The following is a 14,947-nucleotide window of genomic DNA, read 5'->3' as shown; positions in this document are numbered from 1 at the left end:
GACCAGGATTTCCGATGTCCGTCTACCGGGACCCTTCTGGCCATCTACCTGGAGTCACCTGTCCGCCGACCTGGAGTTTTAGATGGCCGCATACAATGAGCTGAAGGTCGGCCAGGGCCTGGTGGTCACCCATCCACCCCCGAAGCTCTCTACGCGCCAGCGCGGCAACCAGCTCACGCTTGCCGACTTCGCTGAGCAGCCACACTTTGATACCTGCGCACGGGTGCTCCGGCACTGTCACTCGCATAATCACCTCGGGGGCCGGGCGTACGACCTCGATTTCGGTCTGCACGCGCTTTTCCTCACCTCTACAAAGATCGTTCGCGCATGTGCGGTGAATCGTCGCGCGCTCTTGAATCACTGGCCAGAGTGCCAGCCAGACGCTACGTTGAGCAGCGAAAGCACCCGACATTCACCACACGAAACGACCCCACATTCCGTGTGTGGCGCTATATGTATCCACGCCAGGTCCCAGGAGTCGACAGATGCCCCCAAAAGAGCTGGACCCTGACGCCGGCCAAGCAGCGAGATTCGGGTACGAGCTGCGTAAAGAACGAGAAGCCAAGGGGATGACACAGGCACAAGTGGGACATCGGCTGGGCTTCGCCCCTACCACTATCGGCGCATTCGAGCTCGGCACACGTCGTCCTCACCTGAAGCTCGCGCAGGCGTGCGAGGAACTGTTCAGGCTGGAACCCGGCGAACTCGTCAGATGGCTGCCGGAGGAGCCCTCGAAAGCCGCGCCGAAGTGGTTCGGCCCTTGGAAGCTCAGGGAACGCTCGGCCAGGGCCATCTACACCTGGGAGCCGGTCATCGTGACCGGCCTGCTCCAGACCCGCGAGTACGCCGAGATCATCCTTCGGGCCAGACCAGGGAAGAGTCCCAGCCAGGTGCAGGAAGAAGTGGCGGCGCGGATGGAGCGCCAGGCCATCCTCACCCGCGACGATCCCGTGCTGCTATGGGCTTTTATGGACGAATCCATTCTTCATCGTCCGATCGGGTGCGAGGCCATCACCAGAAGGCAACTTGAACATCTCGTCGAGATGTCCGAACGGCCCAACATCACGATCCAGATCCTCCCGTACAGCGCCATGAGCGCCATCGGGATAGGCGGCGCTTTCGCTCTCGCTCAGGTCCCGGACGAGCCGGATGCGGCCTACATCGAGGGCTCTCTCCACGGACAGATCCGAGACACCGGCGACGACGTGGACATTCTCAAGCGGAGAACGGACCACATCAGGTCAGAGGTGCATTCTCAGCGCAATTCCATCGAAATGATTAAGAAAAGGTTGGAGGAAGAATGGACCTGGAGCTGAAACAAGAGCTCACCGACGCCGAATGGATCACGGCATCGAGCGACAACGGCGGCAACTGCCTTGAGGTGGCATTCCTCAGCGGGGACCGCGTCGGAATCCGCGACACGGAGCGGCCGGACCTGGAGCCATGGGTGGTCCGCGGCCCCGTCTGGGAAACCTTCAGCGAGGGCGTGAAGCGAGGCGTCTTCGACCGCTCCCCCTGATCAGATACCCCACGAGGGCCTGGCCCGTCGTCAGGCCCTCCCCCATTTCCAACGACACAGACATGTGTGTCACCGAAGGCTTCGGACACCACAACCGACCTAGGATCGCAGGCATGACCTCCACCGGTGTTGACCGCCTCCTGCGGATTGGCCTGCCCGTGGGTGTGTGGACCAAAGCCCGGGCGTCCGGCGACAACGGCGGGAGCTGTGTCGAGGTGATGCGGCGACCCGATGACAGCGTCCTGCTCCGGGACACCAAGGACCAGGGCAAGGGACCCGTGCTGGCCTTCGGGCCGGACGAGTGGCGGGCTTTCCTGGACGGGGTGTCCAAGGGGGAGTTCGACCTCCCCTGAGCCGATCAGGGCTTGTGTTCCGCGATGCGGGCGAAGGCGTGGATGTCCAGTTGCTCGCCCCGTACCGATGGGTCCACCCCCGCCGCCCGCAGCGCCTGCTCGGCCCCTGCCGGGCTGCCCGCCCAGCCCGCGAGGGCGGCGCGCAGGGTCTTGCGGCGCTGGGCGAAGGCGGCGTCGATCACCGCGAACACCTCCTCGCGCGTGGCCGTCGTCGGCGGCGGGTCGCGGCGCACCAGCGAGACGAGGCCGGAGTCGACGTTCGGCACCGGCCAGAAGACCGTACGGCCGACGGGGCCGGCTCTGCGCACGTCGGCGTACCAGGCGGCCTTGACCGACGGGATCCCGTACACCTTGGAGCCGGGCGCGGCGGCGAGCCGGTCGGCGACCTCTGCCTGGACCATGACGAGGCCCCTCTGCAGCGAGGGCAGCACCTCCAGCAGGTGGAGCACCACCGGCACCGCCACGTTGTAGGGCAGGTTGGCCACCAGCGCCGTGGGGGTGTGGCCGGACAGGTCGTCAGGCGTGACCTTCATGGCGTCGGCCTGGATCACCGTGAGCTTGTCGGCGAGGCCCCGCTCGGCGACCGTCTTCGGCAACTGCGCCGCCAGCACCGGGTCGATCTCGACGGCCACCACGTGACGGGTCTCCGGCAGCAACGCCAGCGTGAGGGAACCGAGGCCGGGGCCCACCTCGATGACCACATCGTCCGAGGTCACCCCCGCCACGCGGACGATGCGCCGGACGGTGCCGGCGTCGATCACGAAGTTCTGGCCTAGCTTTTTTGTGGGTCGCAGATCTAGCTTGTTCGCCAAAATACGTATTTCTGCTGGGCCCAGGAGCCTCATCATCCAATAAGTGTCGCGCATCGAAGAACCTGCGATGGCGCACGGGGGCCGGGTGAGGGGAGGATGGGTGGAACAGGAAGGGACATCCCTTATGGAGCCAACGGGCGCCGCCCCGCTTCGCCCGACGGACTTACGGGAGATCGGGCCGTACCGCCTGCTCGGGCGGCTGGGCGAAGGCGGCATGGGGACTGTCTTCCTCGCCCGCGCGCCGACGGGGCGGTTCGTCGCGGTCAAGGTGGTGAAGGCCGAGTTCGCCAACCAGGAGGGGTTCGCGGCCCGCTTCCACGCCGAGGTGGAGAACGCCCGGCGGGTGGCGTCGTTCTGCACGGCGCAGGTGCTCGACAACGGCAACACCGGCGACGGCCGGCCCTACATGGTCACCGAGTACATCGCCGGCACGCCCATGTCCGACCAGATCTCCACCTACGGGGCCCTGGATCCCGGGCCGCTGCACGGCGTGGCGCTGGGGGTGGCGGCGGCGCTGGCGGCGATCCACGTGGCCGGGCTGGTCCACCGCGACCTCAAGCCGGCCAACGTGATCCTCTCGCTGTCGGGGCCGCGGGTGATCGACTTCGGCATCGCCAGGGCGCTCGACAGGGAGACGGGGTTCACCATGTCCGGGGAGCTGCTGGGCAGCCCCGGGTGGTGGGCTCCCGAGCAGGTACGGGGACACATCGTCACTCCGGCGGCCGACATCTTCGCGTGGGGCTGCCTGGTGGCCTACGCGGGCAACGGGCGGCACCCGTTCGGCCGGGGCGACCCCATCACGCTCGCCACCCGCGTGCTGCACAGCCAGCCTGACCTGGGTGCGCTGCCCGCGCCGCTCAACGAGCTGGTGCGGCGGGCCACGGCGATGGAGCCGGAACAGCGGCCCACGGCTCAGGAGCTGCTCATCGCGCTGGTCGGCGGGAGCGCGCCCGCACCGGCGGCGACGGCGAACCCGCCGACCCTGGTGGCGACCGACCTGATGGCGGAGTGGGAGCCGCCCAGGAACGTGGTCGACGAACCGGACATCACCGCGACCTTCACGACGCCCCCGCCCAGTGACACCATGGTGGATCGGGACCCTTCGGGGAAGCGGCCCGCGGGACTCATCCCGTCCCGCGGCCAGGAGGGTCCCCCTTCACAGGACTCCTCACCGCCGGTGGCCCTCCAGAGCGGCTCCTTACCCGGCGGGGCCGCCGTTCCGGGTGGAGGGCTGTTACCCACCGGTGCGGGCGAGCGCCCTCCGACGCCGGCAGAGCACCACGCTCCCCCACGCGACGAGGCGCATGCGCCCGCCCGCGAGCAGACCACGCAGCGCAGCCCCGCGCCGTCTCAAGGGGCAGGCACCCCAGGCGATCCGTACGCGACCACGGCGGACACCCCTCCCCAACAGCAGGACCATGAGGGCGAGCCGGTTTCCGTGACCGAGCTGGGCAGGCGGGAGGAGCTGGCCGCGCGGGAGGAGCTGGCCCGCTGGCAGCCCGCCGCACTCCCCCAGCAGGGCTCGACGACGATCCCGCCGCCCGGCGGCGGACCGACCGACCCCGGCTACCAGCGTCCGCGCAGCACCCGATGGCTGATCGCCGCCGCCGCCGCGCTGCTGGCGATCACCGTCACCGGGGCCGTGCTCATCGTCACGTCGGGCCGCGACACCCCGGCCGGCACCACCGCGACCGGCTCCCCCGCAGCCGCCGCCACCGCGCGACCGAACGACGTCGGGCGGCGGTTCCCGCTCGGCCCGACGTTCGACGACCCGATGGTGATCGTGCCCGAGGCGCCGCGGTGCGGGCTGCGGGAGTACGAGGGTAAGACGCAGACCCAGGGCCAGCTGTGCGTGGTGCGCTGGGTGATGCTGAACCCGGGCGGCCGGCTGTGGGAGATCGGCGATCCCGTGGTGACCCTGCGCGACGACCGGGGCGGCCGCCACGACCCGATCGACGACGGTGCGGCGCCGGCGGCCATCGCGCCGGGCGACCGGATCGACGGGGTGCTCGTGTTCGACCTGCCGCCGTACCGCAAGCCGGTGGAGCTGTCGGCGACGATGCTGAAGGACGGCGAGCAGATCGAGGTCAAACTGTGAAGATCCGCGCGATTCTGCTGGCGGTGCTGCTGGGCGTGTCAGGGCAGGGCGTCACGTACGCGGCGGGCACGGCCTGCGCCGGGGTGAGCGACTTCGACGGCGACGGGGTGGACGACGTCGCCGTGGGCGACCCCTTCGCCGAGGGCCAGAAGGGCGCGGTGCACGTGCTCTCCGGCGACACCTCCATCCCGGTGACCGTGCAGGGGCTGGCGGAGGGTGACGCGTTCGGCTGGTCGGTGCGGCTGGCGAAGGTGAACGCCGACGAGTGCGCCGACCTGGTCGTGGGCGCCCCGTACACGGATGTGGACGGCAACGCCGACGCGGGCACCGCGTACGTGATCTACGGCGGCGGCGCGCTCGAGCCGCGGCGGCTGGTGGCGGCGGAGCCGCAGCGCGGCGCCCGGCTGGGCTGGTCACTGGCGGCGCGTGGCGACCTCGTGGTGATCGGGGCGCCGTACGAGGACGACGGCGATCTGGCGGACGCCGGGGCGATCTACGCGCTCAAGGGCGGCGGCGCGTTGCGGCGGGTCACGCAGGCGACGGTCGAGGTGCGGGGCAACAGCGAGGTGGGGGACCAGTTCGGCTACTCGCTGGCCATGGGGCCCGGCAACGGCGTGGTGGTCGGCGTGCCGTACGAGAACGACGACGGTCAGGGCCAGCAGGTGGATTCCGGCAAGGTGGACTCGGGTTCCGTGGTGGTCATCCAGGACGTGCTGGCGGAGAAGATCGTCAGCACCAAGCTGGACTCGCCCACGGACAAGGCGGGCGACAAGTACGGGTACGCGGTGGCCTGGGTCGACGGGGCGGGGCCGGCCGTGGGCGCCCCGGGTGCCGGGTACGTGCAGCTCTACGACGAGAAGCTGGCCCCGAAGGCCCGGGTGCGGCAGGAGGGCGAGGAGGCGTTCGGGTTCTCGCTGGCCGCCTCGGCCGACGGCAGGCTGGCCATCGGCGCCCCGTACGGCGGCGGCGTCCGGGTGGTCACGGCCGCGGACGGCAAGGACGACAGGCGGCTGCCGCCCGCGGACGGGCTGTTCGGCTGGTCGCTGGCGTTCAGCGGCAACAAGCTGTTCGTCGGGCAGCCGGACGCGGCCCCGTACGGGAAGGTCACCGTCGCGGCCCGCAACTCCGACGACCTGCGGGCCGTGCAGCCGCCGAAGGGCGCCGACTTCGGGGTCTCGCTCGGCTAGCCGAACAGGTGGGCTCCGCAGTTCGGCCATTGCTCCTGCCACCGGCCGGCGACCCGCTGGTAGAGGAGCTGCGCCCGGTACGTCTGCTCCTCGGGCGGCCAGGCGTGCGGCATGCCGGTGCCGCCGACGAGCTGCCACATCGGCAGACTGAACTGGTAGAGCCCGTAGTAGGGGCCGCTGGGGTTGTAGGCGGTGGGGTCGCCGCCGGACTCGCACATGGCCAGCGCGTCCCAGTCGAGCCGCATGACCTCGTCCCCGACGGGCTCGGTGCGGGGCGGCAGCACGGTGATGACCGAGCCTTCGCCGGGGAAGGCGCGCAGCGGCGGCCGGATCAGCGACCCGGGCTCGTACGAGATCCCGGCGCGTTTGAGCACCTGCCTGACGGTCCTGCCGGTGGTGGTCACGTCGCGGCGGGTGCCGTTGGCGACGATGTGCACGGTCCGCCGGGTGTAGATGATCAGCGCCATGCCCGACAGCGGCACCGGCTCGTACCTGGGCGCAGACAGCCTCCCCCGCAGCGCGGCCATGTCCATCTCGGCGAGCGCGTCGCGCACGGTGGTGGCGGTGACCAGGCGGCGGCTGGTGCGGCCGTCGACGGTCAGCGTGATGGGCCTGGCGTGGCGGACCTCGACGCGCACCCCGTCGGCCAGCGGCGCCCGCGCGCCGGGCCGTACCAGGTCGCCGTCGCCGAAGGGCACGTCATGGTCGGCGAGCAGCTCGTGGACGGAGTCGGCGAAGCTGCGCACCTCCTGGCGCTCGCCGTCGACGATCAGCACCACGTCCTTGGCCATGCCGCCGAGGACCGCGATGGCGCCGGTGGCGAGCAGGCCCGCCAGGCACGCCAGGGGCGTCCACGGCGAGCGCCACGGGATCCGGGGGCGCGGGGCACGTCTCTTTCCTCGCACGGGGGACCTCCGGTACGTCTCCTGAGGCGCCCGATAGTAGTGGCGGCCGCCACGCCGCCATCACCGCTTCACCGGAACATGGTCACCACTCGCCGAAAACGGTGACTCCGTTGTCGCTGATGGCCTCGCACAACCGGTCAGGATGGACGCCCTTGACCTCGGCGAGGCAGCGCAGCGTGATCGGGACGAGGTAGGGGGCGTTGGGCTTGCCGCGGTGCGGCACCGGCGGCAGGTAGGGCGCGTCGGTCTCGACCAGCATCAGCTCGGCGGGCGCCACCCGGGCGGCCTCCCGCAGCGCGTCGTTCTTCTTGTACGTGACAGGCCCGGAAAATGACATGAAATATCCGGCGTCGGTGCATTTCTTGGCCATATCGGCGTCGCCGGAGAAGCTGTGGAACACCACCACCGGCGGCGCCCCCTCGGCCGCCAGCACCTTCAGCACGTCGTCGTGCGCCTCCCGGTCATGGATGACCAGCGCCTTCCCCGTACGCTTGGCGATCTCGATGTGCGCGCGGAAGCTGGCGTGCTGGTCGTCCCTGGACGCCCAGTCGCGGAAGTAGTCGAGCCCGGTCTCGCCGACGGCGCGCACCTCCGGCCGCCCCGCCAGCTCCTCGATCTCGGCCAGGACTTCGGGGGTGGCCGCGTGCGACTCGTTGGGATGGACCGCCACGCCGGCGTGGACGTCGGCGTGGGCGGCCGCCACCTCGGCGTTCCACCGCGAGGACGGCAGATCGTAGCCGATCGTCACCAGCCCGGTGACACCCACCGCGCGGGCGTCGTCGAGGATGCCGCGCACGGTGGCCGAGGCCGCCTGCGCGGCCTGGGCCACCGGGTCACCCGAGGACGCCTGCCGGTCGCCCACCATGATGTCGAGATGGCAGTGGCTGTCGAACACCGGCGCGGACAGCGGTTCCGGCGGGGCGGGCGGCTTGGTCACGGGATCAGCCTTCCAGCCTGGCCAGCTCTTCGTCGACGACCTTCGGGTCGAGCTTCTTGAACAGCGGCACGGGCGGCGCCAGCGGGATGCCCGGCTTGATCGGCCGGTGCTCCCAGCGGGCCGCGCCGTCGTACTCGCCCGTGATCACGGGGTAGGCGGCGCCGCCGTCTTCGTCGACCTCGCGGATCTCCGGCATGCCGGACCAGACGCCCTCGCCGCCGAGCATCGCGTGGACCTTGTTGGACGAGCCGGGCAGGAACGGCGTCAGCATCGTCTTGGCGTCGTCGACCACCTGGAGCGCGACGTGCAGGATGGACTTCTGCCGCTCCGGGTCGCCCTTGAGCTTCCACGGCTCCTGCTCGGCGAGATAGCGGTTGGCGTCGCGGACCACGTCGAGCGCCTCGGTGATGGCGTTCTTGAACCGGGAGCGGGCCAGCTCTGCGCCGACCGGGCCGAAGGTGTTGCGCGAGCGCTCCAGCAGCGCCCGGTCGGCGTCGGTCAGGTCGCCGGCCTCCGGGATCACGCCGAAGTTCTTGGCCGCCATGGAGATCGACCGGTTGACGAGGTTGCCCCAGGCGGCGACCAGCTCGCCGTTGTTGCGGTTGACGAACTCCTGCCAGGTGAAGTCGGTGTCCTGGTTTTCAGGGCCGGCGACGGCGATGTAGTAGCGCAGCGCGTCGGCGTCGTAGCGGGCCAGGAAGTCGCGCACGTAGATGACGACCTGCCGGGAGGAGGAGAACTTCTTGCCCTCCATGGTCAGGAACTCGCTGGAGACCACCTCGGAGGGCACGTCGAGCGCGCCGAGCGAGCCCGGCGTGCCGCCCTTGTCGCCCTGCCCGCTGTAGCCGAACAGCATCGCCGGCCAGATCTCGGCGTGGAAGACGATGTTGTCCTTGCCCATGAAGTAGTAGCCCCGGGCGTCGGGATTCTGCCACCACTGGCGCCAGGCCTCGGGGTCGCCGGAGCGCCTGGCCCACTCGATGGACGCCGACAGGTAGCCGATCACCGCGTCGAACCACACGTACAGCCGCTTGTTGGGCTGGTCGCGCCAGCCGTCGAGCGGGATCGGCACGCCCCAGTCGAGGTCGCGGCTGATCGCCCGGGGCTGCAGGTCGCCGAGCAGGTTGAGGGCGAACTTGAGCACGTTGGGCCGCCACTCGCCCTGCTTGGAGCGCAGGTAGGTGCCGAGCACCTCGGCGAAGGCGGGCAGGTCGAGCATGAAGTGCTCGGTCTCGGTGAAGACCGGCGTCTCGCCGTTGATGCGGCTCACCGGGTTGATCAGCTGGATCGGGTCGAGCTGGTTGCCGCAGTTGTCGCACTGGTCGCCGCGCGCGCCGTCGTAGCCGCAGAGGGGGCAGGTGCCCTCGATGTAGCGGTCGGGGAGCGTGCGCCCGGTCGACGGGGAGATGGCGCCCATCGTGGTCTTGGGGAAGATGTAGCCGTTGGCGTGGAGACCCTTGAAGATCTCCTGCGTGACGGCGTAGTGGTTGCGCGTGGTCGTGCGCGTGAACAGGTCGTAGGACAGCCCCAGCCCGGTGAGGTCCTCGGCGATCACCCGGTTGTAACGGTCGGCCAGCTCCCTGGCCGTGACGCCTTCCTTGTCGGCCTGCACCTGGATAGGAGTGCCGTGCTCGTCGGTGCCGGAGACCATCAGCACCTTGTTGCCCGCCATCCGCTGGTAGCGGCTGAAGATGTCGGAAGGCACGCCGAACCCGGAGACGTGCCCGATGTGGCGGGGGCCGTTAGCGTACGGCCACGCGACGGCGGTCAGAATGTGCTGGGACATGGTCCAAGCCTACGGGCCACCGCCGCGCGTCTCGAACCGAACCGCTACACCTGGGGCGTGGCCGCGGCGCTCTCCTCGCGCGAGAGGGCCTCGGCCGCCTCCTCGGCGGCGCGGGCCGCCACGTCGACGGAGGACTCGCGGGTGCGGCGGATGCCGAGGATGCTGACGAACAGCGACGCGAAGATCGTCTGGAAGCTCATGATGAGGGCGGTGGCCGCCGGGACCACGATGCGCAGCGACTCGCGCGGGTCGAGCGCGCCCCAGCTGCGCACCTGCCAGTGGACCAGCGACATGACCAGGCCGACGAGGCCCGCCAGCGCGAGCAGGCCGCCCACGACCAGGCCGCGCTCCAGCGTCACCATGCTGATCAGCTTGCGCACCCGCCGCGACTCGGGCAGGAACCCCTCCTCGGCCGCGTACACCTTGGTGAACAGCGCGAACAGCGCCGACTGGAAGCCGATCACCATCGCGGCCGACGCGCCGACGAGCGTGTCGACGTCGAACGCCAGCTGACCGATCTTGACCGGCCCGAACGTCAGCGCGGTGCCGGCCACCAGGCCGATCATCATCAGCGCGATGCCGGGATAGAAGAACAGCCACTTGGGGCTGTAGAGGAGCAGGAAGCGCAGGTGGCGCCAGCCGTCGCGCCAGGAGCGCAGGTGGGGCGGGCGGGAGCGGCCGTCGGGCGAGAGCGTGGTGGGCACCTCGCGCACGTCGTAGCCGGCCAGGGTGGAGCGCACGACCATCTCGCTGGCGAACTCCATGCCACCGGTCTGAAGACCCAGGTTGAGGATGGAGTCGCGGCGGAAGCCGCGCAGCCCGCAGTGGAAGTCGGCGATCTTCGACGGGAAGAACAGCCGCCCGACGAACGACAGCACCGGGTTGCCGAGGTAACGGTGGAGCGGGGGCATGGCGCCCGGCGCGATGCCGCCCTTGAACCGGTTGCCCATCACCAGGTCGGCGCCGTCGCGCAACTGCTCCACGAACGGCATCAGGGAGCCGAAGTCGTAGGAGTCGTCGGCGTCGCCCATGATCACGTACTTGCCGCGCGCGGCCCGGATGCCGCCCATGAGCGCGTTGCCGTAGCCCTTCGCGTCAACGTGGACCACACGCGCGCCGGCGTCGCGAGCGAGCTGCTGCGAGCCGTCGGTGCTGCCGTTGTCGGCGATCAGCACCTCGCCCTCGATGCCGTGCTCTTCCATGCACGCAAGAGCCTTGCGCACGCAGACTTCCACGGTCTCGGCCTCGTTGAGGCAGGGCATGACCACCGTCAGTTCCACGTCTCAACCCTTCAGTTACGGCTCTTCACAGCCCACCATCATGCCGTGTGCCCGGCAATGGTCGCGGCATGTCATCCAAACGACTGGCATTCTTTACAGCATGGTGAGCGTCGCGGAGGGCACTTCTGTGGACCACTCCGCCCCTGGCCGGATGGCGCGCGTGCTCTCGTTTCCGCGCCGTCATCGGGTGTTCGCAGCAGCTTTCGCCGCGGGTGCGCTGCTGCGGGTCTTCACCATGCTCGGCTACGGGCCCGCCATGTGGTTCAACGATTCGTACGAGTATGTGTCGGTAGCTCTGCACCCGAGGCCGCACCCGATCCGGCCCGACGGCTACGGGTTCTGGCTGATCCTGCTCAAGCCTTTTCACAGCTTCGCCCTGGTGACCTTTACCCAGCACCTGATGGGGCTGGCCACGGCGGTGCTGATCTACGCGCTGCTGCGCCGGAAGTTCGCGCTGCCCAAGTGGGGGGCGACGCTGGCCGCCGCGCCGGTGCTGTTCGACGCCTACCAGATCCAGCTCGAGCAGCTGATCATGTCGGACACGCAGTTCACGCTGCTGGTGGTGGCGGTGATCACGCTGGTGCTGTGGCACCGGCGGATGTCGTGGCGGATGGGCGCCGTGGTCGGCCTGCTGCTGGCGCTGACCTGGCTGACCCGCTCGATCGGCCTGCCGATCCTCGTGCTCGTGCTGGCCTACCTGCTCCTCAAGCGCACCGGGTGGAAGCCGATCGTGGCGGTCCTGACCACCTGCGCCATCCCGGTGGCGGCCTACATGGGCTGGTTCGCGTCCGCGTACGGCAAGTTCGCGATGACCAACAGCGACGGGCTCATCCTCTACATGCGCACGGCGATCTTCGCCGACTGCGAGAAGATGAGCATCGACCCCTACAAGGAGGTCGAGCTGGTCCTGCTGTGCATCAACGACCCCGTCAGCGAGCGCAAGGACTACGCGCAGTGGTACCTGTGGGGCCAGGGCAGCGGCGACGGCGAGGGCACCGGCGAGGTGCTCCACCGCTGGGGCAGCGTGAAGTTCACCGACATCACCAACGAGGCGGCCAGCGCGTTCGCGATGCGCGCGATCACCTCCCAGCCGGGCGACTACCTGCAGGTGGTGCTCCGCGACTTCCTGCGCAGCTTCCACTGGGCCCGGCCGCGCTTCCCCGACGCGGCGACCTACAACATGTACGAGTTCAAGCCGTACTACGAGCTCGACAGCACCGGAAACCCGAAGCGCCTGCCCAACTGGCCGTCCTACCAGGGCCGCACCGACACCGACGCGTTCGCCTACGAGCAGGGGCCGCCGGAGACGCGGATCGTCTCGCCCTGGGCGGAGATCATGAGCGGCTACCAGAAGGTGTTCTACCTGCGGGGCATCGTGCTGGGCGGCATCATGCTGATCGGCCTCTACGGCATCGCGGTGCGCTGGCGCAAGCTGGGCGGGCCGGTGGTCCTGCCCTGGCTGGGCGCGTTCGGGCTGCTGCTCGCGCCGGCCGCGACGGCCGAGTTCGACTACCGGTACGTGCTGCCCGCCGTGCCGCTGGCGTGCATCGCGGCGGCCATCACGCTGCGCCATGGCGTCACTTGGGTGCGGGGGTCACCCAGGAGGTCATCAGCATCCGGTCCCACCACTCCGCCCGGGTCAGGGTCTCAGCCGACAACACCGGGTGAAGCCACCAGAAGTTGATCAGCACGATCAGCGCGAAGGCCCCCACGACCGCCGCCCCGGCGGCCCTCCTCGGCGGCGGCGCGTCGGCCCTGCCGAGCAGGAGCCCGGCCATGAGCGTGACGGCCAGCACCATGAACGGCACCAGGGGGATCATGTAGAACAGGTACATGGTCCGGTTCTGCGCGATCGCGTAGTAGAACCAGGGCAGCCAGCCCGCCGCGTAGGTCAGCAGCACCGCCCCGGCCCGCCAGTCACGCCCGGTGACATACCAGGCGACGCAGCCCAGCAGGGCGAGCACGGCCCCGTACCAGAGGGCGGGGGTGCCGACCCCGATCACGGCCTGCGAGCAGGCGTCGCCCCCGCACGCGGAGGGCGGCAGGCCGGTCGGGTAGTGGAACGACACGGGCCTGAAGAGCACCGGCCAGGTCCACGGCTCCGACATGTAGGGATGGTGGAGGTCCAGCCCGCTGTGGTAGCCGAGCACCTGGAAGTGATACTTCAGCCACGACCGGGCCGAGTCGACGACGAAGAAGAGCGGCCCGGACGAGGTGGCCTGGTCCCAGCCGCGCCCCCAGCCGGCGTCGGTGACGAACCAGCCGGTCCACGACAGCGCGTACGCGAACGCGGGCACGGCGGCGAACGCGGCCGCCGCCGGCGGCAGGTCGAGCGAGAACGCCCCCCGGTACGGTTCGCGCAGTCCGATGGCACGCCTGCCCCCCATGTCCCACACGAAGGCGAGGACCGCGAACGCGATCAGGAAGAAGACCCCCGACCACTTGACCGCGCACGCCGCGCCCAGGCAGAGGCCGGCGGCGATCCGCCACGGCCGGAGCCCGAGCCGCGGCCCCGTGGTGGAGACCGCGGCGCTCTCCCACCAGTCGACCAGCCGCTCGCGGGCCTTGTCCCGGTCGACCACCAGGCAGGCGAAGCCGGCCAGGACCCAGAACATGAGGAAGATGTCGAGCAGCGCCGTCCGCGACAGCACGAAGTGCAGCCCGTCCAGCGCCAGCAGTAACCCCGCGAAGCAGCCCAGCAGCGTCGAGCGGGTCATCCGCCGCGCCACCCGGGCGAGCATGAGGATCGACAGCGTGCCGACCAGGGCGGCGGCGAACCGCCAGCCGAACGGGTTCATCCCGAACAGCCACTCGCCCACGCCGATCATCCACTTGCCGAGCGGCGGGTGCGCCACGTACGAGGCGCACTGGTCGTAGTCGGCGCACCGGCGGAAGATGTCGAGATCGCCGGCGATGAGGCGCTTGTCCGCGATGGGGTTGTCGGAGTCGCCGAGCATGGCCCGCTCCGCGCCGTACCGGAGCAGGGCGTACGCGTCCTTGGCGTAGTACGTCTCGTCGAACACCACCGCGTGCGGCCGGCCGAGCCCGGTGAAGCGCAGGACGCCGCCGAAGATCGCGACGAGGGCGGGCCCCAGCCACCCCCAGAGCGCGCTTCCCCTCATCGGCGGGACAAGGCGGTGCCGCGAAACCCCCCAGTTCCTCACCATGGGCACACTATGGGGTGGCGGAACGCCTGTGAACCGCGTCGTAGAGCTCGCGCTTGGGCACGCCCGCCGCCTTGGCCACGTCGGCGACGGCCGTCTTGCGCTGCTCCCCCGCCGCCACCCGCCGGTCTACCTCGGCCACCAGCGCGGGCAGGTCGGCCTCCTCGTCCGCGGCGGTGTGGCCGGCGACCACGACGGTGATCTCGCCCTTGACGCCCGCCTCCGCCCACGCGGCCAGCTCGCCCAGCCCGCCGCGGCGCACCTCCTCGTACGTCTTGGTCAGCTCCCGGCAGACGGCCGCGGGGCGGTCGGCGCCGAACGCGCCGGCCATCGCCTCCAGCGAGGCGGCCAGCCGGTGCGGCGCCTCGAAGAACACCATCGTGCGCTCCTCGCGCGCCAGCGCCTCCAGGCGGCGGGCCCGGTCGCCGGGCTTGCGCGGCGGGAAGCCCTCGAAGCAGAACCGGTCGCTGGGCAGCCCCGAGACGGCCAGCGCGGTGGTGACGGCGCTCGGGCCCGGCAGCGCGGTGACCGTGACGCCCGCCTCGACGGCCAGGCGGGTCAGCCGGTAGCCGGGGTCGGAGACGCCCGGCATGCCCGCGTCGGTGATGACCACGACCGTGCGGCCCTCCAGGAGCGCCTCCAGCAGCTCTTCGGCGCGGGCGGCCTCGTTGGCGTCGTAATAGGACACCACCCGGCCGGCGATCTCCACGCCCAGCTCGACGGTCAGCCTGCGCAGCCTCCTGGTGTCCTCGGCCGCCACCACGTCGGCGCCCGCCAGCGCCTCGCGCAGCCGCGGCGACACGTCGCCCGCCTGCCCTATCGGCGCCCCCGCCAGCACGAGCCTGCCCTCACCAGTCATCCGGCCATTGTGGCAGCCTCGGGGGCGGCCCGAATTGAGCCGTGTTT

13 protein-coding genes are annotated in these 14,947 nt (G+C 70.4%); 6 read left to right on the top strand and 7 right to left on the bottom strand.

Features of this window, described 5'->3' with window-relative positions:
* Positions 1-485: 485 nt before the first annotated feature.
* The 3 genes from AB0K05_RS42800 to AB0K05_RS42790 all read left to right on the top strand — a co-directional run bounded on the left by AB0K05_RS42800 (position 486) and on the right by AB0K05_RS42790 (position 1,872).
* The gene (locus AB0K05_RS42800; protein WP_271278189.1) at positions 486-1,316 is read left to right on the top strand and encodes a helix-turn-helix transcriptional regulator; all 831 of its coding nucleotides are present in this window, start codon (positions 486-488) and stop codon (positions 1,314-1,316) included.
* Positions 1,301-1,519 (top strand): DUF397 domain-containing protein, encoded by a 219-nt coding sequence (locus AB0K05_RS42795; protein ID WP_271278188.1) that lies wholly within the window; start codon positions 1,301-1,303, stop codon positions 1,517-1,519. The genes AB0K05_RS42800 and AB0K05_RS42795 overlap by 16 nt, the downstream gene beginning before the upstream one ends.
* A gap of 113 nt (positions 1,520-1,632) precedes the next feature.
* Positions 1,633-1,872: a DUF397 domain-containing protein gene (locus AB0K05_RS42790; protein ID WP_364237318.1), complete on the top strand. Its 240-nt coding sequence runs from the start codon at positions 1,633-1,635 to the stop codon at positions 1,870-1,872.
* Between the two features lie 5 nt (positions 1,873-1,877).
* On the opposite strand, the gene rsmA is transcribed toward AB0K05_RS42790, so the two are convergent.
* Positions 1,878-2,717, bottom strand: coding sequence for a 16S rRNA (adenine(1518)-N(6)/adenine(1519)-N(6))-dimethyltransferase RsmA (gene rsmA, locus AB0K05_RS42785; RefSeq protein ID WP_271278191.1), 840 nt, complete (start codon positions 2,715-2,717; stop codon positions 1,878-1,880).
* A gap of 91 nt (positions 2,718-2,808) precedes the next feature.
* On the opposite strand from rsmA, the gene AB0K05_RS42780 reads away from it, so the two are divergent.
* Both AB0K05_RS42780 and AB0K05_RS42775 read left to right on the top strand, forming a co-directional pair.
* Positions 2,809-4,782 (top strand): serine/threonine-protein kinase, encoded by a 1,974-nt coding sequence (locus tag AB0K05_RS42780; protein WP_364237315.1) that lies wholly within the window; start codon positions 2,809-2,811, stop codon positions 4,780-4,782.
* Complete coding sequence (locus AB0K05_RS42775; protein WP_364237312.1) at positions 4,779-5,969, top strand: hypothetical protein; 1,191 nt, start codon at positions 4,779-4,781, stop codon at positions 5,967-5,969. The genes AB0K05_RS42780 and AB0K05_RS42775 overlap by 4 nt, the downstream gene beginning before the upstream one ends.
* Here the strand turns inward: AB0K05_RS42775 and AB0K05_RS42770 are convergent.
* The 4 genes from AB0K05_RS42770 to AB0K05_RS42755 all read right to left on the bottom strand — a co-directional run bounded on the left by AB0K05_RS42770 (position 5,966) and on the right by AB0K05_RS42755 (position 10,877).
* Positions 5,966-6,874, bottom strand: coding sequence for a ubiquitin-like domain-containing protein (locus tag AB0K05_RS42770; protein ID WP_364237310.1), 909 nt, complete (start codon positions 6,872-6,874; stop codon positions 5,966-5,968). The two genes, AB0K05_RS42775 and AB0K05_RS42770, sit on opposite strands and share 4 nt — an antisense overlap.
* 82 nt (positions 6,875-6,956) lie before the next feature.
* Positions 6,957-7,811: a TatD family hydrolase gene (locus AB0K05_RS42765; RefSeq protein WP_364237308.1), complete on the bottom strand. Its 855-nt coding sequence runs from the start codon at positions 7,809-7,811 to the stop codon at positions 6,957-6,959.
* A 4-nt stretch (positions 7,812-7,815) separates the two neighbouring features.
* A complete protein-coding gene (metG, locus tag AB0K05_RS42760; RefSeq protein ID WP_219549439.1) occupies positions 7,816-9,597 on the bottom strand; it encodes a methionine--tRNA ligase in 1,782 nt (593 codons plus the stop codon).
* Between the two features lie 44 nt (positions 9,598-9,641).
* The gene (locus AB0K05_RS42755) at positions 9,642-10,877 is read right to left on the bottom strand and encodes a glycosyltransferase family 2 protein (protein WP_219549437.1); all 1,236 of its coding nucleotides are present in this window, start codon (positions 10,875-10,877) and stop codon (positions 9,642-9,644) included.
* A gap of 187 nt (positions 10,878-11,064) precedes the next feature.
* Here AB0K05_RS42755 and AB0K05_RS42750 point away from each other — a divergent pair, with 187 nt between their 5' ends.
* Positions 11,065-12,561, top strand: a complete 1,497-nt coding sequence (locus AB0K05_RS42750; RefSeq protein WP_364237304.1) for a hypothetical protein — start codon at positions 11,065-11,067, stop codon at positions 12,559-12,561.
* Here the strand turns inward: AB0K05_RS42750 and AB0K05_RS42745 are convergent.
* Both AB0K05_RS42745 and rsmI read right to left on the bottom strand, forming a co-directional pair.
* Positions 12,455-13,999: a phospholipid carrier-dependent glycosyltransferase gene (locus AB0K05_RS42745; RefSeq protein WP_364237302.1), complete on the bottom strand. Its 1,545-nt coding sequence runs from the start codon at positions 13,997-13,999 to the stop codon at positions 12,455-12,457. The genes AB0K05_RS42750 and AB0K05_RS42745 overlap by 107 nt on opposite strands.
* Before the next feature lie 52 nt (positions 14,000-14,051).
* Positions 14,052-14,900, bottom strand: a complete 849-nt coding sequence (gene rsmI / locus AB0K05_RS42740; protein WP_148029080.1) for a 16S rRNA (cytidine(1402)-2'-O)-methyltransferase — start codon at positions 14,898-14,900, stop codon at positions 14,052-14,054.
* Between the last annotated feature and the right edge of the window lie 47 nt (positions 14,901-14,947).

This window comes from Nonomuraea sp. NPDC049486, from assembly GCF_040676925.1.
Lineage (GTDB): Bacteria > Actinomycetota > Actinomycetes > Streptosporangiales > Streptosporangiaceae > Nonomuraea > Nonomuraea ferruginea.
This window is presented reverse-complemented; position numbering and strand designations above follow the sequence as displayed.